Origin of the sequence: Pseudomonas sp. NPDC077408, from assembly GCF_050269105.1 — a bacterium.
Classification (GTDB): domain Bacteria; phylum Pseudomonadota; class Gammaproteobacteria; order Pseudomonadales; family Pseudomonadaceae; genus Stutzerimonas.
This window is the reverse complement of the sequence record NZ_JBNNHS010000001.1, coordinates 224,729-250,893: the sequence shown is the minus strand read 5'-3', so window position 1 is coordinate 250,893 and position 26,165 is coordinate 224,729. Positions and strand designations below refer to the sequence as shown.

The following is a 26,165-nucleotide window of genomic DNA, read 5'->3' as shown; positions in this document are numbered from 1 at the left end:
AGATTTCCCCCATGTCCGAAGCCCGTCAGATCCTCGTTACCAGTGCCCTGCCCTACGCCAACGGTTCGATACACCTTGGCCATATGCTCGAGTACATCCAGACGGACATGTGGGTGCGCTTTCAGAAGCTGCGCGGCAACCAGTGCATCTACGTTTGCGCCGATGACGCCCATGGCTCGGCCATCATGCTGCGCGCCGAAAAGGAAGGCATCACGCCCGAGCAGCTGATCGCCAACGTGCAGGCCGAGCACAGTGCGGACTTCGCCGACTTTCTGGTCAACTTCGACAACTTCCACTCGACCCATTCGGAAGAGAATCGCGAGCTATCGGAGATGATCTACACCCGTCTGCGCGACGCTGGGCACATCGCAACCCGCTCGGTGACCCAGTACTTCGATCCCGAGAAAGGTATGTTCCTCGCCGACCGCTTCATCAAGGGCACCTGCCCGAAGTGCGCGGCAGAAGACCAGTACGGCGACAACTGCGAAAAGTGCGGTGCGACCTACGAACCCACCGAGCTGAAGAACCCGCGCTCCGCCATCTCCGGCGCCACCCCAGTGCTGCGCGACTCCAAGCACTTCTTCTTCAAGCTGCCCGACTTCGAGGCGATGCTGAAGGAATGGACTCGTAGCGGCAGCCTGCAGGACTCGGTCGCCAACAAGATCGCCGAATGGCTCGATGGCGGTCTGCACGAGTGGGACATCTCCCGCGATGCGCCCTACTTCGGCTTCGAGATCCCCGATGAGCCCGGCAAGTACTTCTACGTCTGGCTGGACGCGCCGATCGGCTACATGGCGAGCTTCAAGAACCTCTGCGCACGCCGCCCGGAATTGGACTTCGATGCGTTCTGGAAGAAGGATTCCACCACCGAGCTCTATCATTTTATCGGCAAGGACATCATCAACTTCCACACCCTGTTCTGGCCCGCCATGCTCGAAGGCGCCGGCCTGCGCAAGCCCACCGCCGTCGCCGTGCATGGCTACCTGACGGTGAACGGGCAGAAGATGTCCAAGTCGCGCGGCACCTTTATCAAGGCGCGCACCTACCTCGACCACCTGAACCCCGAATACCTGCGCTACTACTACGCCGCCAAGCTCGGCCGCGGCGTGGATGACCTGGACCTGAACCTCGAAGACTTCGTGCAGAAGGTCAATTCGGATCTGGTCGGCAAGGTCGTCAACATCGCCAGCCGTTGCGCAGGGTTCATCCACAAGGGCAACGGCGGCCTGATGGTCGAGCGCAACGCTGCGCCGGAACTGACCGACGCCTTCCAGACCGCCGCACCGGCCATTGCTGACGCTTACGAGAACCGCGATTTCGCCCGCGCCATGCGCGAGGTCATGGCCCTGGCCGACCGAGCCAATGCCTGGATCGCCGACAAGGCGCCCTGGGCACTGAACAAGCAAGAAGGCATGCAGGATGAAGTGCAGGCCATCTGCGCAACCGGCATCAACCTGTTCCGCCAACTGATGATCTTCATCAAGCCGGTGCTGCCGAACCTGGCCGCCGACGCCGAGCGCTTCCTGAACGTCGAGCCTCTTGGCTGGACCGACCTGCAAACGCTGCTGACCAACCATCAGCTGAACGCTTTCACTCCGCTATTGACCCGTATCGAGCCTGCCAAAATCGAAGCCATGATCGAAGCATCCAAGGAAGACCTCGCCTCCACCGAAACCGCCGCCCAGCCAAGCGGCAATGGAGAGCTGACCAAGGAGCCCATCGCCGCCGAAATCGCCTTCGACGCCTTTGCCGCCGTGGACCTGCGCATCGCGCTGATCGAGAAGTGCGAGTTCGTCGAAGGCGCCGACAAGCTGCTGCGCCTGACCCTCGACATCGGCGACGCCAAGCGCAACGTGTTCTCCGGCATCAAGAGCGCCTACCCGGACCCAAGCAAACTTGAAGGTCGCCTGACGCTTTATGTCGCCAACCTTGCCGCACGCAAGATGAAGTTCGGCGTCTCCGAAGGCATGGTACTGGCCGCCGGCCCTGGCGGTGAAGATATCTACCTGCTCAGCCCGGACAGCGGCGCCAAGCCCGGTCAACGCGTCAAGTGACGAAGCCATAGCACAGGCGCTCGGTGCAATGCCGAGTGCCTGATTTTGATACGAACTAACCGCTCCACTGCATCACGCGCTGCCACTGCCCGGAGGCGGTTATGACCGATACACCCGAACCTAATAGATGCCCGATTTGTGGCGAGCCCAACAGCTGTGGCCTGGCTAATCCAGCCACTGCGACACGGCCCTGCTGGTGCTTCAGCGTTGAGATAGCGCCCGAAGCCCGCGAACAGATTCCTGATGACGCGCTCAATAAAGCCTGCATCTGCCCGCGTTGCGCGCGCGGCGAGTTGCCTGCAAAACCCTGATGCGCCTCGACCGTTTCCTCGCCAATCTGCCCCACTGCAGCCATCGCCAAGCGCGCCTGCTGCTGGCCTCGGGCCGTGCTGCGGTGAACGGGAAGACAGTCTGCGACGGCACCCATGACGTTCGCATCTTCGATCGTATCGAACTGGATGGCGAGCTACTGCAGGCAGGCAAACCCGCACGCTTCTTTATGCTGAACAAACCGGTCGGCTGCGTCAGCGCCACCGCCGATCCGCAACACCCCACGGTGCTGGCTCTGCTGAACGAACCGGACAAGGACGAGTTGCACATTGCCGGGCGGCTGGACTTCAACACCACCGGGTTGATGATCATCACCAACGACGGCCTCTGGTCCCGCCGCCTCACCCAACCGGAAAGCCTGCTGGGCAAAACCTATCTCGTCGAAACCGAAGACCCGATCGACCCCATCTGCGTCGACCACTTCGCCCAAGGCCTCTACTTTCGCTTCGAAAACCTCACCACCCGGCCCGCCGAACTCGAACTACTCGGCTTGCACCAGGCCCGCCTGACCCTGCATGAAGGCCGCTACCACCAAGTCAAACGCATGTTCGGCCACTTCAACAACAAGGTCACCGGCCTGCACCGCGAACGCATGGGCCCGCTGCTGCTCGACCCCGCCCTCGCCCCCGGCCAATACCGCAGCCTAACGCCCGTTGAAATTGCGCAGATCTAAAAAGCATTTATCCGCCCAAACGCCGCACCCGCTTCTCCTTCCCTCGCCCTTCTGGTACAAAGGCTGCCTACGCGGGCGTCGTATAATGGCATTACCTGAGCTTCCCAAGCTCATGACGAGGGTTCGATTCCCTTCGCCCGCTCCAGATTAAAAAAGCCCTGCAATCGCAGGGCTTTTTCGTTTAGGGTTTGGCTTGTTTCGGCAAGGGTCCAGGCAAGCTTGGCGGAAAAAAATAAATCTATCCCCTTTTCCAAAAAACCAACTAGAAAGCCAAACACACACCAAGGAACGAATAATGATCGTAGGAAGCGAGGGTATCTATGAAGATACCAAAAAGGCATTAGAGCGAGTCCAGCAATTCGACACCAGTTCTCTTCCACGAACAGCCGACCTAGGAAGTCGAATCAACTTCGAAGAAGCACAGGAACCTGCTCAGCTTTTGGTTGATATTTTCAAGCGCCTCAGTGTAGTAGCGTTAGAAGATTTTCCAGACCCTATATTGAAGACGATCCAAGACAACTCAAACAACATATACAACTTGTTTAACCAAGTACTAGAATTTGACGTTGAACAAACCAATCCCAGCGCCACTAGAAACACCATTGTCGAGAGAATTAAGTCCTCGTACCCTGCCGCATTTCAGGCGATGCATCCGTATATATCCTACTCTCTACATAGGTCGGCAGATTTTCAGCGTCTAGACTCTCAGGCCCGAGCGACATTCCAATCCATTGAAGACAAAGCTACAGAGATATCAGTAAAATTGGCCGGATACGAGGAAGACGCAAAGGCGGTGCTTCTTGAAATTCGAAAAGTCGCCGCCGAAGAAGGCGTGACTAAACAAGCAGCACACTTCCACGCAGAGTTCGAACACCATACGGCTGAAGCAAAAAAATGGCAGAGCTATTCGGTTTATCTAGCCATTGGGCTTGGCTTATTTGCTTTTCTGTCTCTTTTCATACACAAAATTCCATTTCTAGTGCCAAGCAACACTTACGATGCCGTCCAACTATCTATTAGCAAGTTCTTAATATTTTTCGTCATTTCATACATGCTATTTCTTGCGGCCAAAAATTTCCTTAATCACAAGCACAACGCAATTATTAACAAGCACAGGCAAAATGCTCTAATGACCCACGCAGCCCTAGTCGAAGCATCGGGTGAGGCAGGCGTCCGTGATGCAGTTTTAATTCAAGCCGCAAGCTGCATTTTTTCGCCTCAATCAACTGGATACGCTCCGTCAGATACGGACATATCCAGTCAGAAATCGGTTGTTGAGATACTATCAAAGCCTCTAGCGCAAAGCTTTAAAGACATATAGCACAGGCACATTTCCCAGCAACATTGAATGCTTTATAAAAGAAGATAAAAGGTATAGATTTATTTAGCGTTCTTCTAGGGCAAGGAAGCCGCATATAACATGGAAACGATTGTCGGACTTATATTCGAGGTTGCGCTTAGGGGGCTAGGCCTTTGGGTACTGATGGTACTGACCTTCGGTCGCTACAAGGACACTAATAGCTATTTGTATTTTTTACCTACCTTCGTCGGCTTTCTATGCATAGTGCTACTGTTGTTATTGATACTCGTGATAGCAGCGGCATTGAAAGCTACAGCCCCGACTTGAGCCATATATTTGCTCCATGGACTAACGCAAGGAGGCGACATGAGATCAGACTGGGAAGATGCGCCCGAGCATCTACGCAGCAGGAAGCAGCATGGGCCATGGCGACTCCTAGCGATACTAGGGATCGGTTCAGCGGTCATTACGGCACTGGCATTGACGTTCGGAAAGCCGATAGGCCTGGACATGAACCAGATCAAGCAAGGCATCCATATCGGCGGCAAGCCTCTATTCAAAACAGAGCCAGCACAGCCACAGCACACGCAGCCGATTAGCGGGCCGTCCTTTGCAAACTACGAAGCCCCAGCAGTAGAGCCGACACCAGCGCCCCGGCAGCGTCAGCTGAGCCAGGAAGAAATCGTATGGCTTAAACAAGCCGCCGCACGCGCGTCCCAACCTCGCCAAACATCATTCAATGACAATAACTACATGCCTAGGCAGCCCGCCAGCACCTATACACCACCGACAGGTCATCGGGTCACCGCAGCCACGCCCACTACTAACGAACGCAAGTCGCGCACGGTCAACCGCGAACGCACCTCCAGATGGATCAAAAGCTGGAATGGCGGCACCAACTATCAGGCCGAGTGGACGGCCGTGAATAACTTTATTGACGGAACGAGCGTGTGCGGCAATCACCGCCGAGGCTCAATCGACTACCGTGAATGCCGCAAGGCTGCCAAACAGCACTTTCATGAGCAGTGCAGAACCTGGCGTGCCCGCTATGACAATGACCGCAAGACCCATAGTGATCGAATGAAGACACGGTATTGCTCGGCATCGAGCAGTTTCAACCCGATGGGATAACCTTATGAAAATTTCAGATTTTGTGATTTTTTTAAAAGCAGAGGCTTTTGTACTCAGTGCGATTCCTGCCGCCGCAATTGCCGTGACATTTATTTTTGAAATGGGCTACTTAAGCTTTTACGGCGCACCATTAGCTGTTATCGAAGTTGATGTTTATAAGGTTATTGTTTCTTGCGTATGCCTGATCGTGCTATTTTACTCTGTAATCGAGGCTTTTTCGCTTATATTTGGCCTGGCACGAAAATCCAATAAATTTGTAGGAGCCTTTTTAGTTTCGCTAATTCCCGGCGTTCTAATTAGCTTATTTGCTATTCTTTTTAAGTTCTATTTTCTTTTCTGGATTGCTGCCGGAGCCGTGGCTTTGTTCTATCTGATTGTGATGCTCGAGTTGCGTCGTGATCGCCCTACTGATGAGAATCTTCCAAAAAGTGAAGATCATGTTTTGGCTGGAAAAATAAAGGAGTTTCTTTTCTTCTCTTTTATCGTTGCAGGATTGAGCTTTAGTGCCGGGTACAATATTGCATCGGACAAAGTTAAGTATTTCGTGATTAATCAAAATAGAGTGCTTGTTGAGATCTATGGCAACAAGGTTGTATTGGCTCACTTTAATAGTCAAAAGAAGGAACGCACCCTTACTGGGGAAATAGAGCTAGCAAGCCTATCTGATACTCAATTAATAGGTAGGAATCAGCGATTAGGTCCGCTGTTCCCTGCAAAAACTACAACCCCTTAAGATGGGTGTCGACAAAGTGTCGAAATCACTGTGACGTACTGTGCCGAAACGAGCAAGCAAGTGAGCCGGAACCAGCATAACGACACGCTTTGAGACGGAACGACACACTAAGCAAAAGGGTTCGATTCCCTTCGCCGCTCCAAAACTAGAAAAGCCCTGTTCTACAGGGCTTTCTGTTTGCTGGTCTTTTACCGACACCCCACCTCCCACAACTGATCCAACCGCGTCGTAAAACTCTGGCTCATCATCTCCCTTCGCATGCCCCAATCAGGCGCAGTAGGTATTCGCCCTGGCCTGAGAGTATTGCGCCCCCACTTCGCATTTACAGCATCGAGCACGCCCATGACGCGCTCCGCGGCGGCGGGTTGGGTTTCGGTGAAGAGGTCGTCGGTGTATTCGCCGCGTTGGCAGAGGTCCATCAACAGCACTTCGGCTTTGCTGAAGGCGAAGCCCTCTCGATAAACAAGCTCCAGCCCGGCGATGGCGGCGCGGGTGATGTAACGGGTGTCGTCGGTGGGGTATGGCAGTTCGCAGACAATGCCTTTGGCGAACCTGGGCTCGTCGGGGTTGAACATGCCGGTGCGGATGCTGACGCGTACGCGTTTGCACATAGAGTGTTGGGCGCGCAGTTTTTCGCAGGCGCGGGCGGCGTAGGTGGCGACGGCTTCGCGAATCGGGGCGATGTTACGCAGGCGGTCGCCGAACATGCGTGAGCAGCAGATTTCCTGCTTGAGTGGGGTCACGTCTTCCAGTTCGAGGCAGGGCGTGCCGCGCAATTCGCGGGCGGTTTTCTCGACCACCACGCTGAATTGTTTACGCAGGGTCCAGGCGTCGGCGTTGGCCAGGTCCCAGGCGCTGCGAATGCCCATGCTATTGAGGTGTTCGGTCATGCGCCGGCCGATGCCCCATACGTCGCTCACGCTGGTTATGCGCAGCACCTTGTCGCGCCGCTCGGGGTCGAGCAGGTCTACAACGCCGCCGGTTTGCTTCATCCAGCGCTTGGCCGAATGGTTGGCCAGTTTGGCAAGAGTCTTGGTGTTGGCGATGCCCACGCCGACCGGTATGCCGAGGCGCAACACGTTGGTTTGGATGCGACGGCCGAGGGATTCCACATCGGGCACGCCGGTCATGTCGGCGAAGGCCTCGTCAATAGAGTAAACCTCCACCGCTGGCACCATCCCTTCGATGACGGTCATCACCCGCTCGCTTATGTCGCCGTAAAGCGCGTAGTTGCTGGAGAACACCACCACGCCCCAGCGCCTCAGGTCATCTCGGATCTGGAAGTACGGGGCGGCCATCTTGATGCCGAGGGCCTTGGCCTCGGCCGAGCGGGCGATTACGCAGCCGTCGTTGTTGGACAACACAACGATTGGTTTACGCAGCAGATCGGGCCGGAAGACGCGCTCGCAGGCGGCGTAAAACGAGTTGCAGTCGATCAGGGCCAGTACGCGGTCAGTATTTGCCATGGGTGCGCACACTGAAGGGCACCACGCCCCAGACGTAGAGTTCTTCGCTTTCGAGCAGATAACGTGGGGGGAATTTGGGATTGGCCGAGCGCAGGACGATCCGGTCGCCCTGCCGATCAAAGATCTTCACCAGCGGCTCGTTGTTAAGCGCAGCGATGACAACCTCCCCTTTCTCCGCCTCACGCCCTCGATCGATGACCAGGATGTCCCGGTCGAAGATGCCAACGTCGATCATGCTGTCGCCGTCCGCTCGCGCCAGGTAGGTGTGTGGCGCGCGGATGTTCATCAGGTCATCGAGCGAGAGCGTGCCTTCCATGTGGTCCTGCGCGGGGCTGGGGAAGCCAGCGGGTATGCAGAAGCTGAAAAGCGGCAGGACGATGGCGGACGGAGCGGCGGGCCCCAGGAAATGCACGGGCATGGCACAGACCTCATTACTGTATGTGCATACAGTATTCAGAGCCGAGGGCCGGGTCAATCAGACCGGACGTGCGGGGTCAAAATAAGAGAGAGGACGGCTTGCTCCAGCAGCGCAGCTTTCCCCGATCACGATGAGCGATCGGTGAGCGATCGGTGGGGAGGCCGGCCGCTGCAGGCGCGAGGCCTTCACTGGCGTGCGGCTTTCGCCTGGATGGCCACGCGGTGCTTTAATCCATCGAGTATTAGCCACGCCAAGGGAGCGTATTTTGAAAACAGTCGACCCAGCCGTCTTCATGCAGATTAACGACCTGCTCTGCCGGTTCTTCCTGTCCTTTGATCGGCGGGATTGGCCTGCCATGGTCGAGTGCCTGGCGCCACAGGTCGCGATTGATTACTCGTCCTCGGGGCGGGAGCAGCCCACGACGATGAGTGGGCAGGACTTCGTCAGCCGCAGGCAGAACGCCGTAGACACGCTGGCCAAGCACCACAGCTTTTCCAATTTGCTAATTACGCCCGGCGCAGACGAGCGCGCTGTCAGTGCGCGGTGCAATTACTTGATTCTTCGCTTTGACCCTGCCGGCTCGGACGACGACTTCTTTCACTCGTGCGGCAGCTATGAATTTGGCTTCGAGAACAGCGAGGGAGACTGGAACATTTCGAGCATCAAACAGGATGCGCTTCGGAGTTGGGGTAACGCGAGCCTGCATGGCGGGTCGTCCCGAGGGAAAGCCTGACCCGCTATCGGATAACAAAAAGCCCTGTTTGAGCAGGGCTTTCTGGACTCAGGCGCTAGTGTTTCAACTCCCTGGGCAGGCCGGCAGTGCCGTCCGATTCTGCGTGCCGTCGTTACGGGTGAACTCGCAGCCGTAGGCGGGATTGGCGACTACACGCGGGTTGAGGACGTTATCGCCCGCCGGCTTGATGCCTTGCTGCTCCCACTGGAGCATCGCGGCCATCGCTTCAACCTGTTCCTGATACGTGAAGTCACAGTGGCTGGGCGCGCGAATGGCACGCTGCACCAGCAAGTCCCCGTTGCCGTTGGCTTCGGCGTTGCGGCGATAGATCTGCTGGTGCTTGAACGGCACGTAGAGGTCGCCGAGGGTGTGGATGCTGACCACCGGGACGTTGAACTGGCCGTTCACGACCGGAATCCAGCGCAGCCCGTCCGGACGGATGCTGTTGGCCGGTGGATGGCCGACCACGCGGATGATCGAGTCGTTGAACTCGCGTTCTTCGCGGGACATCGCTTTGTTCGTGTCGAACTGGTAGCGGGTGGCGAGGTTGCCACTGAGCGAGTCGGCCAGAATACCGTTTACCGAACCGTCTTGGCCTCCGGTGCCCAACACGACACTTTGCAGGCTGGTGCGGAAGCCTTCAGCAAAGATGGGGCGTTCACCACCGCTGAGGTCACGAACGATGCCTTCCAGCTTCTCACCCTGCGGCGACGGGTCGGTCGGGTAGCTGTCCCACAGCGTTCCGATAATCTGCGGCAATTTGGCCTGGAAATCTGCCGCCGGGAAGGTGGTCGGGCCCTGCCCGGCCAAGTGCTGTGCGGCCAGGGTGAAGTTCATCAAGTATTCAAATTCATAGACGTCACCCGTGACGCCGCACATCGGCACCGAGCCGCTGTAGCGCACCGGATTGTTAGCGGTGGCGTAGGTCTCGGCTTCCACCGCGGCCGCCGCGACGTGGCCGCCCATGGAATGCCCGGTTATGTAGGTCTTGCTCGGCTGGGCTTTGCCGGTCAGCTCGCTGAAGGCCAGCGCCAGCGCGTTGGTGTCTTCAATGCCGGCGCGCACATCGTAGTAATTCTTGCTGTAGCTGGAGGCTGCCCAGGCGTATCCCTGTTGCAGTAGCCATGGACGGATCGGCGGCGGTCCAACGGTCAGTTCGGGTCCGGTACCGCGATAGCCGTGCGCATACATGACGAGCATGCCGTTCCAATTAGGTGGCACTTCGATCTGGTAGGACGCGCCCTCGTAAACGCCGGTCCAGCGCTCGCTGGGCAGACCGGGAAATGCGGCCAACGGCGAGACAATCGGAACGAAGGCGCGCGAATCCTGTTCACGTGATTCGCTGTGGGAGACCGGGGGCTTGATCGGCTTGGACCGTGCCTGAACATCGGCAGCTATTCCGATAGTACCGACCAGCACCACACCGGCGATGGCACGCGTGCAGGCTAAAGCCAACTTGCTTGGAAGCATGAGAGGTTCCTCAGATGTTTATTGTTTTTGTTTTAGCGATGCGAGCTTTGCCGGGCTTGCCAAGCGCAAGCGGTACGCGCACTCCAGACTAACCGTGGCAGAAAGGTTAGACCTGTCAAACCGTTCGGCGGCTCAGGGGATGAGCGGCTATGTCGTCTCGTAAATATCAGGACTGTCGTCGTGGTTATGATGGGTGAGCACGGGTAAGCGAGGCGAACAAGGAAACCGAATCAAGCAGGAGAAGATCCTGGCGTCACTTGGAGGGGTACTGAATGGCAGTCGCCATTCAGTTGGTGCGAGGGGTTTCGCCTGGGTCAGCAGTTACCCTTCTTGGCCTGGCCCGGCGGGCAGTGATTGCCGCCGTGGCCACCGCCACCGCCACCGCCACCGCCATCACCGATGTCGATACCGACGCCTGGCAAGCGCAGGCTGCAGCCAGTCATCAACAGAGCCGCCAGCACGACGGCTGCGGCGCGAGTCATCACGGATTGCGCTTTCATTGGAATACTCCTGAATTTCCTTTGGGCGCCAAGGGCTGGCGCCTGAGGACCAGTATCCTCTGCGGCGGGGAGTAACGACAGGAGATTCAAGCGAGAAGCGAAGCGCGAGGATCATCGCCGCTGTGACGATGATCCCGACGCGGTGCGATCAGCCGGCACGGTACTCCGCGTCAGCCACTTCGAAACGCTGCTGAATGGAAGCCGCCGGCTCCTTGCCCATGATGCTCACCACGTAGATGGCGATGCTGGCGAGGATGAAGCCTGGGATGATTTCGTACAGTCCGAGCCCAATGAACTCCTTCCACACCACCACGGTGATAGCGCCGACCAACATGCCCGCCAGCGCACCGTTGCGCGTCATGCGCTTCCACACCAGCGAGATCAACACCACTGGCCCGAATGCAGCGCCGAAGCCTGCCCAGGCGTAGGACACCAATCCCAGCACCTTGCTGTCCGGGTTTGACGCAATGCCGATGGCGATCAAGGCAATCAGCAGCACCATGCCGCGACCGACCCAGACCAGTTCGGTCTGCGACGCGCCCTTGCGCAGGAAGGCTTTGTAGAAGTCCTGGGTCAGTGCGCTGGAGCTGACCAGCAGCTGCGCGCTGAGAGTACTCATGACGGCAGCCAGTACGCCGGAGAGGATGATGCCGGCCACCCAGGGGTTGAACATCAGCTTGACCAGTTCCATGAACACCCGCTCGCCGTTCTCAGTGACCGGACCGGCCAGCGCGGGGTTGTCGGCGAAGTAAGCGATACCGAGGAAGCCTACGGTTACAGCGCCTGCGAGCGTCAGGATCATCCAGGTCATACCGATGCGGCGGGCGTTGGGAATGGTCTTCACCGAATCGGCCGCCATGAAGCGCACCAGGATGTGAGGCTGACCGAAGTAGCCAAGACCCCAGCCGAGCAGCGAAATGATGGCGATGAAGGACAGTCCCTTGAACATGTCGAAATTCGACGGATCCTGCGCCGCGATCGTGTCCATGGCAGTGCCCATGTCGCCCAGTGCCAGAATCACGAAGACCGGTGTGATCAACAGCGCGAAGATCATCAGTGTGGCCTGCACGGTGTCGGTCCAGCTCACCGCGAGGAAGCCGCCGATGAACACGTAAAGAATGGTTGCCGCTGCACCTACCCACAGCGCGGTACCGTATTCCATCCCAAAGGTCGACTCGAACAGGCGGGCGCCCGCCACCACGCCGGAGGCGCAGTAAATGGTGAAGAACACAAGAATCACCAGCGCCGAAAAGATGCGCAGCAGGCGACTGGTGTCCTCGAAGCGATGAGAGAAATAGTCCGGCAGTGTCAGGGCGTTGTGATTGTGCTCGGTGTGCACGCGCAGACGGCCAGCGACGAAGATCCAGTTGAGCCAGGCGCCAGCAATCAGGCCGATGGCGATCCAGCTTTCGGACAGGCCCGCAACGAAGATGGCGCCCGGCAGACCCATCAGCAACCAGCCGCTCATGTCGGACGCGCCCGCCGACAATGCGGTGACGAAACTGCCGAGGCTGCGGCCGCCGAGGATGTAGTCGTCGAAGTTCTTGGTAGCGCGGTAGGCAGTGAAACCGATAAGGATCATCGCCGCGATGTAGATCACGAAGGTGATCAGAGTGGGGGTACTCACATTCATTGGTTTTGTTTTCCTTGTGCTGCAGGGGCCAGGCCCCCGCCTCCACTGACGAAACGCGAACGCTTGTGGCGCAGCGTTGGCAACGGATGGGTCGGGTTAGAACGAAAGCATAGCGTCTCGATGCACGCTGCGCTCGTGACCGGACAGTTTTGACCGGGAAAGGTGCGAACGGAACGACCTATGGCCGTCTTTGCCTGACCAGGCTGGCGGACCGGTCATGCAGCGGTTTGTTTTGATCGTCACCGCTAGCGCTTTCAGCGGTCGATGACTTGCCCGCGCATGGGCGCCAGGCGCGCCAGCAAACGGTTCTGCGCGGGCATCGAGACACCCTCATCGGTCATCGCCGCCTGCAGATCTTCCACCAACGCATTGAAGTCGCTGGGTGTCAGCGCCAGGCCCTTGTGGCTTTCCTCCATGCTGTCGCCGGTGTAAGTGCACGGGCCGCCCGCCTCGACGCAGAACCGCTCGATCAGCTTGTCGCGCACACGCTGGATGTCGACAGCTTGAAAGTGTTCGACGATGCGCGGGTCCCGGGCAATGCGCAGCAGCATCCCTTCCACGATGCGGGTAATACCGGGCTCGCCACCCAGCTGCCGGTACAGGCTGTCATCCTTGATCGCTTGCTGGGTGCAGGCAGCAAGCCACAAACAGAACAGCAGGACGAGCCGATGCATCAAAAGCTCCCTTGTACGGACAGGTAAGCGCCATCCTGATTGTCCAGCGTGGCAATTTCACCGAGCCGCGCATAAGCCAGCACCACGGCAAGGCGCTTGTTGGGGAAATAGCCGAGAAACAAATCCGCCCAATCGCTTTCGCCGGCGAACGACAGGTTGTCGGGCTTCTCCCGGTATTCGACGCCGAGCACCCAGTTCGGATTGAACAACACAGCGGCTGAGCCTTCCTTGAGCAGGCTGCGGCTGTCTCGACGGTCACCGCCGAAGCCGAGCAGGCCGAGTTCGTTGGCGCGGCTGTAACGGACGCCGCCGTTGAGCAGCAGGTTGTAACCAAAGGCACCGCCGAGGATAAGCCGACTCGCGGTGAGGTAGGCCTCGGTGTCTTCGTCGCGCTGAGCACCGATCAACGACGGGATCAGGAAGTCCTTCTGACGTTTATGCTGTGCGCCTAGCGAAACCTGCGGCAACCGGTCATAGAGAAGATCGCCGAATAACCGCAGTTTGACGCCGAAGATGTCCTGGCTGAGGCTGTTTTCCGGGAGCGACAGGTCCCGCGCCAGATTGCCGAGATCGAAACGCTGCCGCGCAAAAGACAGCTCAAGGCGATTATCGAAGGCAAACGCCACACCGGCGACATCTAGCCGGTAGTCGCCCGTTTCGACACGAGTCGCGAAGACATCGCCGCCCCACTCGCCTCGCTCGCCGTACCCCGCCAGCACAGCCCATGGCGTGATCCCGCCGCCTGCAGCACCTTCGATCCCCGTCGCGCCACCGGTAGCCAATAAACGCCCCGCATCGGCACTGGCGATCATCGGCACGCAGCACACGGCCAGCAGCAGTGTTCGCAGGGCTGTCATGAAGGCTCCTTGAGCGGTCGCGCAGCCAGGTGGGGTTGCTGTTTCAACCAGGCCTCGAAGGCATCAGCAGGCAACGGTCGGCTGAAAAAATACCCCTGCAAGGTGTCGCACCCCCAAGCCCGCAAAAGATCACGCGTTTCGCCATGTTCGACGCCTTCGGCGACGACCTTGAGGCCCAGCGCATGGCTCATGTCGATGGTCGAACGGACAATCACCGCATCGCCACAGGTGTCGTCCAGCTCGCGAATGAACGACTGATCGATCTTCAACTCCTGTACCGGCATGCGCCGCAGTTGAGCGAGCGAGGAGAAGCCGGTACCGAAGTCGTCCACCGACAACCGAATACCCAACGCACGCAACCGATGAAGCATCGTCAGCGCGCGCTCTGGATCGCGCATCATGGCGCTTTCGGTAATCTCGAATACCAGCTGGTCCCCCGGAATCACGTAGCGCTGCAGCAACTCGGTCACCCGTTGCTCCAGGGTCAGGCTGCTGAGGTCCTCGGCGGAAATGTTCAACGACACCTCCATGTACAGACCGCGACCGTTCCAGATATGTAGCTGCCGCAGCACCGCCTCGATCACCCAGGCGGTAAGCAGCTGGATGCTGCCCGTGCGTTCAGCCAACGGAATGAATTCGCCGGGCGACACCAGGCCATAGATCGGGTGATTCCAGCGCAGCAGCGCCTCGGCTTGGTAGACCCGACCGTGTTCGAGATCAACCTTGGGCTGAAAATGCAGATGTAGACCACCTCCGTTTGCGGCATGCCGTAGGTCGCGAATCAGGCTGATCTGCCGCTGATGGGCATCGTCACGCCCATGCTGGTAGAGCTGCAGACCGTCCGGCATCTGCGCCGCGTCCTGCATGGCGATCCTGGCGCGGCGCAGCAACTCGTCGACGCTGCCGGCATCGTCCGGATAACCGGCCACGCCGATGTGCGCTTCGATGCGCATTTCAAGCTCGGCGACGCGCACTGGCAGGGCCAATGCCTGCTGCACCGCCACCGCTGCGCTGAAGGCGTTGTCAGCGGAGGTATCGCTGACGATCAGCAGGAATTCATCGGAGAGCATCCTCGCCAGGTGATCACCGGGCTGCAAGCCTGCCTGCAGGCGCTGGGTCAGCTCGCGCAGCGCCTGGTCTACGCCTTCGGAGCCGCCGCTGTCCTGCACAGCGTCGAGGTTGCCGATACCAATGTGCAACACCGCCGTGATCCGGCCGGCCTCGACAGCGCGGGAAAGCAATTCGGCGGCCAGGGATCGATTGGGCAGGCCCGTCACATCGTCGTGCAGCATGTTGTGTGCAATCAGTTGCTCACGTTCGGCGATGCCGCGCTGCATCTGGTTCAGTGCTTTGGCCAGGCTGCCGAGTTCATCATCGCGGTCCAGTTCGATGGGCGTGTGGTAGTCACCGCGACCGACCCGCTGGGCGGCTTGAGCCAGCGCGTTCACCGGTCCTGAAAGGCTACGCGCCAACATCAGCGCCCCCAACAAGGAGGCAATCAGGCCAACGAGCGTAATCAGCAGGATCCGCGTATCTAACTGATGAAAGCCCGCCAGCGCGTCGTCCAGCGAGCTGTGGGCCAGGGCAATCACGCGATAGCCGTCACCCTGCGACAGCACCACGTCCTCGTTGAGATAGCGCTCACCATCGAGTGTCAGCTCTTCGATGCCGTTGGCATGATCATGACGACTCCAACCATCGATCAGTTCGGCATGGGCCTCGGACTTGAGTGTGGTCGCCAGCTGTTCGCTGTTGCCCTCCGCCTTGGCCAGAAAGGACACGTCCAGGCCCGTTAGTTCCTTGAGCTCGTGCGCAAGCGCTTCGTCCATGGCGAATCCCATCACCACCCGCGCAATGGGCAAAGGCGCGCGGACTTCGGCCTCGACCAACAGGTGCGCCTGTTGATCGAGCACTACGATGAGCAGGGTCGGCCCCTGCCCTCGCGCGTCTCGCAGTTCGGCGGCGTAGCGGAAGGTATCGCCGGGTACGGCACTGGACAGGCTCGAGGCCAGCACCCGACCGTCCAGGCCGATCAGCATGGCTTCGCTGGCATTGATCCGGGCGGCCTGATTGGCCATCGCCGATTGCAAGGTCAGGGTATCGCCGGTGGCCACCGCCTCCTTGAAGCCGAAATCCGCGACCAGCACCTGTACGCCGTCACGCAGCTGACGACTGCGAATGTCGATCAAACGCTCGAATACTCGTAACCCGGAATCGAGCCGCTCGGCGGCCTGCCGGCTCACGGCCGCTTCGGTCACCAGACGCACAGAGAAATACAGAGCGCCGATCACCACCAGCAGAAAGGCGGCGAGGATCCACGAAAGACGTGCGTGAAAACTAAGGGTGCGCGTCATGGGCGGCTTTTCTGAACGCGTCGGCAAAGGGTGTGGGTGGCGGCGCCGAGGGTTGCAGCGCAGCGGCAATAGCAATCGGCAGCTTCAGCTTGATCGGCACAGCCCCCACTTCCAGCCGCCCCGCCTGGATAGGCGGCATATCAACCAACGCCGGGTGCCAGAGCGTAGAGGGATACTGGCCGGCCGGCACGTCCAAATGGATGCGACCCTGCTCGTCGCTGACGGCGAACCATGGGTCATCGGTGATATAGACGTAGCCGAGCATCCAGTCATGGATGTTGCAGCCCAGCACCACCAGCCCCGGTTGATCGAAGATAACAGGCTCGCTCGGCGTGCCTTCGTAGAGGCGCAGCTCGAACCGCTTTGCCGCTGAAAACGAGTAGACCTGATGGCGAATGTCATCGCCATTGGGAAAGCTCACCGCGGTGCCGGTCGCAACGGCCAGCACGGCCGGTGAGAACTGTTTGTCGATCTGATCCATGACCGCCACGGCGACGGGTTTGGCTTGCGCCTGCCCCGCCAGGCTGAGCACGGAGCCCTCCACCGGACGCCCCTGCGCGTCGAACACAAACGCGCTGAACGGCTGGGCCTGCGCTGATTTGGTGAGGGCGCAAAGCAGCAGAAAACAACTGGACCACACAACACGATTGAACATCTGGCTGACTCCGCCACCTTGACGATTACCGTGGGACTACCGCCTTCCTTGGCAACCTGCTGGCCTGATCAGGCTAGCCTATTGCCATCAGTTGATCAGCATAATTTTCGCTTCTACCTACGCCGTTGTCGGATTCAATTACCGCTACGCACAAACAGATCGTCCTGGCTACGGTCTCACTCTGAGTAGCTGCACCTTTCAGTGCGGCTCCATCGCACACCCGAGGAGACCCGCCATGACAGTCAACATCGATACTGCAAACGGCACCTGTTCAACCACACTCGAAAACGCCACCCAGACCTGCGCCATCAAGGACGTCCGAGTCTCGACAGATCCAGCAGCTCGGATGTCCATGGCTCATATCAGCGGCCATAGCGTTCACGTGACCGAAGACATGGCTGAGCATCTGATCGCAGCAGGCGCTAAGGACGATCGCAAGAACCTTGTTGTCGACGACTAACCACGCCACATGAGCCATCGCCGACCAGCGGTTAATGGTTGATCGCGGATACAAAAGAAAACCCCGCTGCCGGAATGCCGGCAGCGGGGTTTTTGGTTACGTCAGCTACTCAATCAGCGGCCTTGATATTCGCGCTCGGCGTCCTCGAAGCGCTTGATCATGCTCGGTGAAGCACCGGCTCCGACCTTGCTGAAGATCACGATGGCAAGGCTGGCGAGGATGAAGCCCGGGATGATCTCGTAAAGACCCATGCCGATGAATTCCTTCCACACCACCACGGTCACCGCACCGACGACCATGCCAGCCAGCGCGCCGTTGCGCGTCATGTTCTTCCACAGCAGCGAAATCAGCACCACCGGACCAAAGGCAGCACCAAAGCCCGCCCAAGCGTAGGAGACCAGGCCCAGCACCTTGCTGTCCGGGTTGGAAGCGATGCCAAGGGCGATAAAGGCGATCAGCAGGACCATTGCCCGACCCACCCAGACCAGCTCGGTCTGCGAGGCGTTCTTGCGCAGCATGGCTTTGTAGAAGTCCTGCGTCAGCGCGCTGGAGCTGACCAGCAGCTGTGCGCTGAGCGTACTCATCACGGCAGCCAGAACACCGGAAAGGATGATGCCGGCAACCCAGGGGTTGAACAGGATCTTCACCAGCTCCATGAACACCCGCTCACCGTTCTCGCTGACCGGACCGGCCAATTCCGGATGGCCTGCAAAATAGGCGATGCCGAAGAAGCCCACCGCGACGGCGCCGGCCAGCGTCAGGATCATCCAGGCCATACCGATGCGGCGGGCGTTGGGGATGGTCTTGACCGAATCGGCGGCCATGAAGCGCACCAGAATGTGCGGCTGACCGAAGTAGCCCAGGCCCCAAGCCAGCAAGGACACGATGGCGACAAAGGACAGGCCGTTGAACATGTCGAACGCAGCCGGGTTCTGCGTAGCAATGGTGTCCATCGCAGCGCCCATGTCCCCCAGCGCCAGGATTACGAACACCGGGGTGATCAGCAGCGCGAAGATCATCAGCGTAGCTTGCACCGTGTCGGTCCAGCTGACCGCGAGGAAACCGCCGATGAATACGTAGAGGATGGTTGCAGCAGCACCGATCCACAGCGCCAGATCATACGGGATGCCGAAGCTGCTCTCGAACAGACGCGCGCCGGCGACCACACCGGAGGCGCAGTAGATGGTGAAGAACACCAGTACGACCAAAGCCGAGAAGATCCGCAACGTGCGGCTTTCATCTTCGAAGCGGTGGGAGAAGTAGTCAGGCAGGGTTAGTGCGTTCTTGTTGCGCTCGGTGTGCACACGCAGGCGCCCGGCGACGAACAGCCAGTTCAGCCAGGCACCGGCAATCAGGCCGATGGCGATCCAGCTTTCGGAAAGCCCCGCGACGAAGATGGCCCCTGGCAGGCCCATCAGCAGCCAGCCGCTCATATCCGAAGCGCCTGCCGACAGTGCGGTGACGAAACTTCCCAGGCTACGTCCCCCCAGGATGTAGTCATCGAAGTTCTTGGTGGCACGGTAGGCGACGAAGCCGATCAACAGCATGGCGCCGATGTAGATCACGAACGTGATCAAAGTGGGAGTACTGATGCTCATTTTGTTCCCTCGTTAGTTGTTGTTGATGGGCGCGAGGGTATTCCCGATCCCACCTGGCAGAGGGCGATGGCGGTTCGCGCCATCACCGGGACGGGCTCACCTGAGCCCATCAGAGGCGGAAGAGCGATCCGCCAACTGTTCTGGTTGTTGTTGTGATCCGATCGCCGGGGCGGCCGGAGTGAAACCAGTGCGGCATACAAAGCTTGAGCTTAAAAGCTTCGCCCCGAGGCGGGCCTCCCACGAAAGCGGCAGGTGTACACCGCTGCCTTTGTGGGAGGCGCGCCCTCGCGGCGAATGCAGGCCGCCAGGCCCCTCAATCGTCGCCCAGCGACAGCAGGGACGCGTTACCGCCTACAGCCGTGGTGTTGGTGGAAGTCGTGCGTTCGTTGACGAAGCGCAGCAAGTAGCTCGGGCCACCGGCTTTCGGGCCAGTACCGGACAGGCCACAGCCACCGAACGGCTGCACGCCAACCACCGCGCCGACCTGGTTACGGTTGACGTAGAGGTTGCCGACCCGCGCCAGCGCTTCGATGCGGGCTGCGGTTTCCTCGTTGCGGCTGTGGATACCGAGGGTCAGGCCATAACCGGTGGCGTTGATGTCAGCGACGACCTTCTCCAGCTCCGCCGCGTCGAAGCGCACCACGTGCAATACAGGGCCGAATTGCTCTTTTTTCAGCTCGTGAATCCCGCCGATTTCGAACGCCACGGGCGCGACGAAGTGACCGTTGAGGCTGCCCGGCAGCTTGGCTTCGGCGATCAGCTTGCCTTCGGCCTTGAGTTGCTGGATATGCGCCAACAGGCCTTCGCGGGCTTCGGCGTCAATCACCGGGCCCAGGTCATTTTCGCGCAGGTGGGTCGGGCCCACTTTCAACTGATCCATCGCCCCCTTGATCAACTCGATGACACGATCGGCGATGTCGCGCTGAACGTAGAGCACGCGCAGCGCCGAGCAGCGCTGACCAGCGCTGGTGAAGGCGGAACCGACCGCATCCTTGACCACCTGCTCGGGCAACGCGGTGGAGTCGACGATCATCGCGTTCTGGCCGCCGGTTTCGGCGATCAGGGCGGCGATGGCGCCCTCCTTCTCGGCCAGCTGGCGGTTGATGATGCGCGCCGTGTCGGTCGAACCGGTAAAGCACACACCGACCACACGCGGGTCGCGGCAGAACACACCGCCCAGGGTCGCGCCCTCGCCCGGCAGGAAGGCAATCGCCTCCTTCGGCAGGCCAGCTTCGAACATCAGCTCCAGCGCACGGGCGGCGATCAGGCTGGTCTGCTCGGCCGGCTTGGCGAGCACGGTATTACCGGCGACCAGAGCCGCGGTGATCTGGCCGAGGTAAATCGCCAGCGGGAAGTTCCAAGGGCTGATGCAGACGAACACGCCGCGCCCTTCATGGAACAGCTCGTTACGCTCGCCGGTCGGACCTTTGAGTTCTTCGCGGCCAAGTTTCAGGCGGGCTTGCAGCGCGTAGTAACGGCAGAAATCGACCGCCTCGCGGACTTCGTCGATGCCGTCCTGCAGCGTCTTGCCGGCTTCCAGCGTGCACATGGCCATCAGCTCGGCGCGGTTGGCCTCCAGCAGGTCACCAAGACGCTCGAGGATCTGCGCACGTTGCTCGATCGGCGTCGCGTTCCAGTGCGGCCAGAAAGCGGCCAGACCATCGATGGCCTGCTTGGCTTGCTCGGCAGTGGCGAACTGCGCGGTACCTACTTCCTGGCTGAGCTGATACGGGCAATGCACCTTGTGCGGCGTCCCAGTGAGCTTCTGGCCGGCGATCACCGGCGCGGCTTGCCACTGGCGGTCAAGGAAAGTCTGGTAGGCGCTGGACAGTTCGTTCCACTGAGTCTGGATGTTCATGTTGATGCCTTGCGAGTTGGTCCGGTTGCCGTACAGCGCCGGCGGAAGCGGGATGCGATGGTTGCCGAGGGTCTTGAACTGACGCAGCTGGGTGACCGGGTGGTCTATCAGGGTTTCGACCGGCACACGCGGGTCGACCAGCTGGTGAACGAACGATGAGTTGGCGCCGTTTTCCAGCAGACGACGCACCAGATACGGCAGCAGGTCCTTGTGGGCACCGACCGGCGCATAGATGCGTACGTTCTTGCGGTACTTTTCGATCACGGTGTCGTAGAGCGCGTCGCCCATGCCGTGCAGGCGCTGGAATTCGAACTCGCGCGGCGTCTTCAACTGGCCGACCATCGACAGGATGCAGCTCACGGTGTGCGCGTTGTGGCTGGCGAACTGCGGGTAGATCACGCCGCGGGTGTGCTCGGACAACAGGTAGCGCGCGCAGGCCAGATAGGAGGTATCGGTACCTTCCTTGCGGGTGAATACCGGATACCCGTCCAGGCCCTGAACCTGACACTGCTTGATTTCGCTGTCCCAATAGGCGCCCTTCACCAGACGCAGCGGGATGCGCGCGTTCAGCTCTTTACCCAACAGGGTCAGCCAGACCAGGACCGGCAGGCAGCGCTTGGAATACGCCTGAATCACCAGGCCGAACTCGCCCCAGCCGGCAATAGCCGGGTCGCGCATCAGTTTTTCGTAGAGTTCCAGCGAGAGCTCGAGGCGATCGGCCTCCTCGGCATCGATGGTGATACCGACATCCAGGCGGCGCGCCAGGATCGCCAGCTCGCGAACGCTTTCGAACAGTTCGGTGAGCACGCGCTCACGTTGAGCCACTTCATAACGCGGGTGCAACGCGGACAGCTTGATCGACACCGACGGGCGCGGTCCCGGACCGACCTGCGGCTCGGCGCCGACGGTTTCTACAGCCTGCCGGTAGTCAGCCATGTACTTGCGCGCGTCTTCGGTAGTCAGCGCCGCTTCGCCGAGCATGTCGAAAGAATAGGTGTAGCCCTTCTCGCGCTCGGGACGGCCGTTCTTCAAGGCTTCGGATATGGTCCGGCCAAGCACGAACTGCTTGCCCATCAGCTTCATCGCCTGATTCATCGCGGCGCGGATGACCGGCTCGCCGGAGCGCTTGACCAGCCGGCCAATGACATTCTTCGGGCGGCCGTCGGAATTGTCCGGGTCGACCACCTTGCCAGTCATCACCAGACCCCAGGCCGCGAAATTGACCAGCACGTTGTCGCTCTGGCCTAAATGGCGTTCCCACTCGGCGGCGTTGAGCTTGTCGCGGATCAGCGCGTCGGCCGTGGCCGAATCCGGCACACGCAGCAGGGCTTCGGCCAGGCACATGAGCATCAGGCCTTCATGCGTATCCAGGCTGTACTGGCGCAGCAGTGCGTCGAGGGTGTCGACGGCGTTATCACGACCGCGCACCGCTTCGATCAGGCTGCGCGCTTCGCGGCGAATGGCTTCGATGCCCGCCTCGCCAGGATCGGCCAGTTGCAACAGCTCGTTCAGGTAGGCCGCCTCGTCAACGCTGTAATTGGCGCTGATGGCGGGGAAGAATTCGGCGGCTTTCAGGTTGGCGAAATCGCCCTGCAAGACTTGACCGGCTTTGAACATCGCGCCGCTCCTCTCGTGGAGTGTTGTTGTGTTTGGATCTGGTTCGACGGCGACGCGCGGGCAGCAATGCGCGGGCGGTTCGCCAAACGGGTAGGCGAATCTAAGGCGGGGGCGTTTTCGGTTGTTGCGCAAAACTACGGAACTTTTTCAAAAACCTATGGGTTTTGATGAGCGTCAAAACCCTGTCATGAAAAGTCGCTAAAGCGGTGCATAGCGGGGGCGGTAGAACGCGAAACGCACCGTCTCGGTGCGTTTAGGGTCGGTCACTCGTCGCTGCGTCGCAGCCGTTTCGGCGTCAGCCCGAGGTAACGACGGGTGGCGGTAGTCAAGGCGCTCTGGCTGGAGAAGCCACACTCTTCAGCGATCCGCACCAGGGGCAGCGGGCTTTCGCGCAGCAGCCTGGCGGCGCGATCGAGGCGACTCTTCAGCAGGTATTGATGCGGGGTAAGGCCGACGCTGTCTTTGAACTGCACGTGGAAGTGGCTGGGGCTCAGGCACACCACCTGCGCCAGCTCGGCTACCGTGATCCGGCGCGCGAGATTGCTTTCGATATGCGCATCCAGGCGCGCGATGTCCAGCGGCCCTTTCGGCTGGTATGTCGCTTCGCCAAACACCCGCAAGTGCAACGCACGCAACAGCACACCGCCCAGCGCCCGTGCCAGCAACGGGTCGCTGCCATAGCGGGCCAGTTCGGCGCCCGCGTAGTTCAGCAGGTTGTGAAAGTCGGCATCCAGCGCCGGATAACGAGGCGTTTCGAACAACTGCGCCAGCAGGCGCGGATCGTCGGCGCTGAGGTCCTGCTCATCGAGGTCGATGATGAGCATGCGGTTATCACCCTTGCCGGCGAACTCGTGTTCGGCGTATCCCGGCACCAGGCAGGCACGCATACGGCACACCTCACCGCCCGCGCCGTCGACCTCAAACGCGGCACTGCCCGAGAGCGACAGCACCAACTGGTGGTAGTCGTGAGCATGTTCGTGGGCCTGATCATCAAGGCGCAGCAGACGGGCATTGAGCATGGAGGGGCACCTGGGGTATGGGCCGCACTCTACCGGAGGCTTGGCGGTTTTTATAGCCGTGGGCAAAAACAGCCAGGCAACGATTGGATTGAAATCATTCGCCAGATACCCATCTAAAGAGCACGTACTCGCCACAGGTGCCGCATGAACGACGACATCCATCAAGAATTCGAGCAAAACGCCTCTTCCACGGGTCTGGTGCTGCCGGATCAGGACCTGCCCGACAAGCTGTACATCGTCCCGATCCACAATCGGCCTTTCTTTCCCGCACAGGTGCTGCCGATTATCGTCAACGAAGAGCCCTGGGCTGAGACTCTGGAGCTGGTTTCCAAGACGCCGCATCAGCGTCTGGCACTCTTCTATATGGACAGCCCAGCACAGGATGCCGCCAGCTTCGATCCGGACAGCCTGCCCGAACACGGCACCATGGTTCGCGTGCACCACGCATCGAAGGAAAGCGGCAGGTTGCAATTCGTCGCCCAGGGCATGGCCCGCGTTCGAATCAAAGGGTGGCTGCGCCGTAAACCGCCCTATTTGGTGGAAGTCGAATACCCGCAGAGCGATGAAGATCCCCGCGACGAGGTGAAGGCCTACGGCATGGCGTTGATCAATGCGATCAAGGAGCTGCTGCCGCTCAATCCACTGTACAGCGAGGAGCTGAAGAACTACCTCAACCGCTTTAGCCCGAACGCGCCGTCGCCGTTAACCGACTTCGCTGCGGCGCTGACCACGGCGCCAGGCATCGAGCTGCAAGAGGTCCTGGACACCGTGCCCGTGCTCAAGCGTATGGAGAAGGTGCTGCCCCTGCTGCGCAAGGAAGTCGAAGTCGCCAAGCTGCAGAAAGAACTGACCGGCGAAGTGAACCGCAAGATCGGCGAACGTCAGCGTGAGTTCTTCCTAAAGGAACAGCTGAAGATCATCCAGCAAGAACTGGGGATCACCAAGGACGACCGCAGCGCTGATGCCGACGAGTTTCGTTCCCGCCTTGAGGGCAAGGTAGTACCACCAGCCGCCCAGAAGCGGATCGACGACGAGCTGACCAAGCTCTCGGTGCTGGAAACCGGTTCGCCGGAGTATGCGGTAACCCGTAACTATCTGGACTGGGCGACCTCAATGCCCTGGGGCCTGTACAGCGAAGACAAGCTCGATCTGGAGCACGCCCGCAAGGTGCTCAACGCGCACCATGCCGGGCTCGACGATATCAAAAGCCGGATCATCGAGTTCCTCGCCGTCGGCGCATTCCGCGGTGAAATCTCCGGCTCCATCGTGCTCCTTGTGGGCCCGCCAGGCGTCGGCAAGACCAGCATTGGCAAGTCCATTGCCGAATCGCTGGGCCGCCCCTTCTACCGCTTCAGCGTTGGCGGCATGCGAGACGAGGCCGAGATCAAGGGCCATCGCCGCACCTACATCGGCGCCCTGCCCGGCAAACTGGTCCAGGCACTGAAGGAAGTCGAAGTGATGAACCCGGTGATCATGCTCGACGAGGTCGACAAGCTCGGCAATAGCCATCAGGGCGATCCGGCCTCGGCGCTGTTGGAAACGCTGGATCCGGAACAGAACGTCGGTTTCCTCGATCATTACCTTGATTTGCGCCTGGACCTGTCCAAGGTCCTGTTCGTCTGCACCGCCAACAGCCTTTATTCGATCCCGGGCCCGCTGCTCGACCGCATGGAGATCATCCGGCTGTCGGGTTACATCACCGAAGAGAAACTGGCGATCGCCAAGCGCCACCTCTGGCCGCGGCAGTTGCAGCGCGCCGGGGTGCCGAAGAACCGGTTGGCGATCAACGACAGTGCGTTGCGCAACCTCATCGAAGGCTACGCGCGCGAGGCCGGTGTTCGACAGCTCGACAAGCAGCTCGGCAAGGTGGTGCGTAAGGCCGTGGTCAAGCTGCTCGATGAACCTGAGAGCAAGATCAAGATCGGGCCGAAAGATATCGAAAGCTACCTGGGCATGGCGTATTGGCACCCTGAACAGCTGCTCACTGGAGTCGGCGTGGTCACCGGGTTGGCCTGGAACAGCATGGGCGGCGCAACACTGCCGATCGAGGCTACGCGGATTCATACGCTCAACCGTGGCTTTAAGCTCACCGGCAAGCTGGGTGATGTCATGAAGGAGTCGGCTGAAATCGCTTTCAGTTACGTCAATTCGCACCTGAAGGAATTCAAAGGCGATCCGAAGTTCTTTGATCAGGCCTTCGTGCATATGCACGTGCCGGAAGGCGCTACGCCAAAGGATGGCCCGAGTGCCGGCATCAGCATGGCCAGCGCACTGCTGTCGTTGGCACGTAACCAGGCGCCCAAGAAAGGCGTGGCCATGACCGGCGAGCTGACCCTGACCGGGCTGGTGCTGCCGATCGGTGGATTGCGAGAGAAGGTCATCGCGGCGCGGCGCTTGAAACTGTACGAACTGATCATCCCGGAGCTGAATCGTGGGGATTTCGAGGAGTTGCCGGACTATCTGAAAGAAGGCCTGACGATGCACTTCGCCAAGCGCTTCAGTGACGTGGTCAAGGTCTTGTTCTGATACTGGAATCAGGGCCGTGAACCGGCGGCACGGCCCCTTCCGCTTGCGTATAGCCGGTCGCCGTTGCGAATGGCTTTACCCACCGGCCCTGGCGCCTTATGGTTTC

General features: G+C 59.8%; 21 protein-coding genes and 1 tRNA gene. 10 read left to right on the top strand and 12 right to left on the bottom strand.

Translation table 11 applies throughout. From position 1 onward, the window contains the following. The first annotated feature begins 11 nt into the window (after positions 1-11). The 7 genes from metG to ACQKEK_RS01185 all read left to right on the top strand — a co-directional run bounded on the left by metG (position 12) and on the right by ACQKEK_RS01185 (position 6,221). Positions 12-2,054 carry a methionine--tRNA ligase gene (gene metG, locus ACQKEK_RS01215; protein ID WP_499140803.1) on the top strand — a complete coding sequence of 681 codons (2,043 nt, stop codon included), beginning with the start codon at positions 12-14 and terminating at the stop codon, positions 2,052-2,054. Positions 2,055-2,155: 101 nt separating this feature from the next. After that, positions 2,156-2,365 carry a cysteine-rich CWC family protein gene (locus ACQKEK_RS01210; RefSeq protein ID WP_081262895.1) on the top strand — a complete coding sequence of 70 codons (210 nt, stop codon included), beginning with the start codon at positions 2,156-2,158 and terminating at the stop codon, positions 2,363-2,365. After that, a complete protein-coding gene (locus ACQKEK_RS01205) occupies positions 2,365-3,057 on the top strand; it encodes a pseudouridine synthase (RefSeq protein WP_499140802.1) in 693 nt (230 codons plus the stop codon). The genes ACQKEK_RS01210 and ACQKEK_RS01205 overlap by 1 nt, the downstream gene beginning before the upstream one ends. 71 nt (positions 3,058-3,128) lie before the next feature. After that, positions 3,129-3,202, top strand: a tRNA-Gly gene (locus tag ACQKEK_RS01200). Positions 3,203-3,352: 150 nt separating this feature from the next. Continuing rightward, a complete protein-coding gene (locus tag ACQKEK_RS01195; RefSeq protein ID WP_499140801.1) occupies positions 3,353-4,378 on the top strand; it encodes a hypothetical protein in 1,026 nt (341 codons plus the stop codon). A 489-nt stretch (positions 4,379-4,867) separates the two neighbouring features. Further along, complete coding sequence (locus tag ACQKEK_RS01190; protein ID WP_499140800.1) at positions 4,868-5,488, top strand: hypothetical protein; 621 nt, start codon at positions 4,868-4,870, stop codon at positions 5,486-5,488. A 4-nt stretch (positions 5,489-5,492) separates the two neighbouring features. Continuing rightward, on the top strand, positions 5,493-6,221 hold the full coding sequence (locus ACQKEK_RS01185; protein WP_499140799.1) for a hypothetical protein: 729 nt from the start codon (positions 5,493-5,495) through the stop codon (positions 6,219-6,221). Between the two features lie 188 nt (positions 6,222-6,409). Here ACQKEK_RS01185 and ACQKEK_RS01180 read toward each other — a convergent pair whose 3' ends face one another. Together ACQKEK_RS01180 and ACQKEK_RS01175 are read right to left on the bottom strand one after the other, a co-directional pair. Then, positions 6,410-7,687, bottom strand: a complete 1,278-nt coding sequence (locus ACQKEK_RS01180; protein WP_499140798.1) for a Y-family DNA polymerase — start codon at positions 7,685-7,687, stop codon at positions 6,410-6,412. Beyond that, positions 7,674-8,105: a LexA family protein gene (locus tag ACQKEK_RS01175; protein ID WP_499140797.1), complete on the bottom strand. Its 432-nt coding sequence runs from the start codon at positions 8,103-8,105 to the stop codon at positions 7,674-7,676. The genes ACQKEK_RS01180 and ACQKEK_RS01175 overlap by 14 nt, the downstream gene beginning before the upstream one ends. A 265-nt stretch (positions 8,106-8,370) precedes the next feature. On the opposite strand from ACQKEK_RS01175, the gene ACQKEK_RS01170 reads away from it, so the two are divergent. Next, positions 8,371-8,838, top strand: coding sequence for a nuclear transport factor 2 family protein (locus ACQKEK_RS01170; protein ID WP_499140796.1), 468 nt, complete (start codon positions 8,371-8,373; stop codon positions 8,836-8,838). 63 nt (positions 8,839-8,901) lie between these two features. On the opposite strand, the gene ACQKEK_RS01165 is transcribed toward ACQKEK_RS01170, so the two are convergent. The 7 genes from ACQKEK_RS01165 to ACQKEK_RS01135 all read right to left on the bottom strand — a co-directional run bounded on the left by ACQKEK_RS01165 (position 8,902) and on the right by ACQKEK_RS01135 (position 16,981). Next, complete coding sequence (locus tag ACQKEK_RS01165) at positions 8,902-10,308, bottom strand: alpha/beta hydrolase (protein ID WP_499140795.1); 1,407 nt, start codon at positions 10,306-10,308, stop codon at positions 8,902-8,904. Positions 10,309-10,622: 314 nt separating this feature from the next. After that, positions 10,623-10,808, bottom strand: a complete 186-nt coding sequence (locus ACQKEK_RS01160) for a hypothetical protein (RefSeq protein WP_499140794.1) — start codon at positions 10,806-10,808, stop codon at positions 10,623-10,625. A 148-nt stretch (positions 10,809-10,956) separates the two neighbouring features. Continuing rightward, positions 10,957-12,441: a sodium/proline symporter PutP gene (putP, locus tag ACQKEK_RS01155; protein ID WP_128121498.1), complete on the bottom strand. Its 1,485-nt coding sequence runs from the start codon at positions 12,439-12,441 to the stop codon at positions 10,957-10,959. A gap of 254 nt (positions 12,442-12,695) precedes the next feature. Next, complete coding sequence (locus ACQKEK_RS01150) at positions 12,696-13,115, bottom strand: group I truncated hemoglobin (RefSeq protein ID WP_499140793.1); 420 nt, start codon at positions 13,113-13,115, stop codon at positions 12,696-12,698. Then, a complete protein-coding gene (locus ACQKEK_RS01145; protein WP_499140792.1) occupies positions 13,115-13,972 on the bottom strand; it encodes a DUF3034 family protein in 858 nt (285 codons plus the stop codon). Before ACQKEK_RS01145 ends, ACQKEK_RS01150 begins: the two co-directional genes overlap by 1 nt. Continuing rightward, positions 13,969-16,326 carry a putative bifunctional diguanylate cyclase/phosphodiesterase gene (locus ACQKEK_RS01140; protein ID WP_499140791.1) on the bottom strand — a complete coding sequence of 786 codons (2,358 nt, stop codon included), beginning with the start codon at positions 16,324-16,326 and terminating at the stop codon, positions 13,969-13,971. Before ACQKEK_RS01140 ends, ACQKEK_RS01145 begins: the two co-directional genes overlap by 4 nt. Then, positions 16,310-16,981: a methylamine utilization protein gene (locus ACQKEK_RS01135; protein WP_499140790.1), complete on the bottom strand. Its 672-nt coding sequence runs from the start codon at positions 16,979-16,981 to the stop codon at positions 16,310-16,312. The genes ACQKEK_RS01140 and ACQKEK_RS01135 overlap by 17 nt, the downstream gene beginning before the upstream one ends. A 235-nt stretch (positions 16,982-17,216) precedes the next feature. On the opposite strand from ACQKEK_RS01135, the gene ACQKEK_RS01130 reads away from it, so the two are divergent. Continuing rightward, entirely contained in the window at positions 17,217-17,441 is a 225-nt protein-coding gene (locus tag ACQKEK_RS01130) for a DUF3203 family protein (protein WP_045429298.1), read from the top strand. A gap of 113 nt (positions 17,442-17,554) precedes the next feature. On the opposite strand, the gene putP (ACQKEK_RS01125) is transcribed toward ACQKEK_RS01130, so the two are convergent. The 3 genes from putP (ACQKEK_RS01125) to ACQKEK_RS01115 form a co-directional block, all read right to left on the bottom strand. Beyond that, the gene (gene putP, locus ACQKEK_RS01125; RefSeq protein WP_128121502.1) at positions 17,555-19,039 is read right to left on the bottom strand and encodes a sodium/proline symporter PutP; all 1,485 of its coding nucleotides are present in this window, start codon (positions 19,037-19,039) and stop codon (positions 17,555-17,557) included. A gap of 313 nt (positions 19,040-19,352) precedes the next feature. Further along, positions 19,353-22,514 carry a bifunctional proline dehydrogenase/L-glutamate gamma-semialdehyde dehydrogenase PutA gene (putA, locus tag ACQKEK_RS01120; protein ID WP_499140789.1) on the bottom strand — a complete coding sequence of 1,054 codons (3,162 nt, stop codon included), beginning with the start codon at positions 22,512-22,514 and terminating at the stop codon, positions 19,353-19,355. A 263-nt stretch (positions 22,515-22,777) separates the two neighbouring features. Then, the gene (locus ACQKEK_RS01115) at positions 22,778-23,533 is read right to left on the bottom strand and encodes a helix-turn-helix domain-containing protein (RefSeq protein ID WP_499140788.1); all 756 of its coding nucleotides are present in this window, start codon (positions 23,531-23,533) and stop codon (positions 22,778-22,780) included. Positions 23,534-23,677: 144 nt separating this feature from the next. On the opposite strand from ACQKEK_RS01115, the gene lon reads away from it, so the two are divergent. Next, positions 23,678-26,059, top strand: coding sequence for an endopeptidase La (lon, locus tag ACQKEK_RS01110; protein ID WP_499140787.1), 2,382 nt, complete (start codon positions 23,678-23,680; stop codon positions 26,057-26,059). The last annotated feature ends 106 nt before the right edge of the window (positions 26,060-26,165 follow it).